Consider the following 731-nt stretch of genomic DNA (forward strand, 5'->3'; position numbering starts at 1 on the left):
CCCAAAAGTAGCCTGAACTTAACCATAGTACTTATAACGTCGTCCATATTATCGTTTCTATTGCTCATTGATGCGCATCGCTACTCAGTTCCGTATATATCTTTATGATTGGTGTTTTTGATATTTAATCAGTGGCTTATAGTCGATTAGTCACTTGTGAGTTAGCTTCATAGTTTTGTCGATGCTATGAATACGAAAGTGTTTGGGTGACTCAGTTAAACGCTAGTAATGAGGTATTAAATGGTTTTAGGAAGTTGTCTCTGTAATGCTGTACAGTTTAAAGTCACTGGTGACTTTAAGCGTATCGTCAATTGTCACTGTAATTTATGTCGAAAAATGAATGGAGCTGCATTTTCAACTTACGTTGCAGTACTGCAGACAGACTTTGAGCTGGTTACTGGTGATTTATCGTTTTGTGATGTGACGGAGAATGCGCGAAAACACTTTTGCGGTGAATGTGGCACACCGATATTCAATTCAAATCCAAAATACGCAGGGTTAAATATTCTACATCTCGGCTGCCTAGACTTAGATTTGTTAGGTGAGCTAAAACCAGATGTAAATATCTACAATGAGTCGAAAGTCAGTTGGTTAGAAAACATTTCAGGTTTGCCCACTTTCGACAAGGCAATAGGTTGACGCTAAAGCCCGTTCATTAGCATAGTTGAACTTGTTTATTTCATAGGCAGGCCCTTCAATGGAAGTACAATTAATTGAGATTAAAGAACAAG

General features: G+C 38.0%; 1 protein-coding gene. It reads left to right on the plus strand.

Annotated elements, in window-relative coordinates; translation table 11 throughout:
- Positions 1-240 precede the first annotated feature (240 nt).
- Positions 241-639: a GFA family protein gene (locus BCT81_RS05270; protein WP_008217686.1), complete on the plus strand. Its 399-nt coding sequence runs from the start codon at positions 241-243 to the stop codon at positions 637-639.
- Positions 640-731: the final 92 nt, after the last annotated feature.

This window comes from Vibrio sp. 10N.261.52.A1 (assembly GCF_002876325.1).
GTDB lineage: Bacteria > Pseudomonadota > Gammaproteobacteria > Enterobacterales > Vibrionaceae > Vibrio > Vibrio chagasii.

Coding starts and splice junctions, on each gene's coding strand:
- BCT81_RS05270 (WP_008217686.1), top strand. CDS start 241: ATGGTTTTAGGAAGTTGTCTCTGTAATGCTGTACAGTTTAAAGTCACT.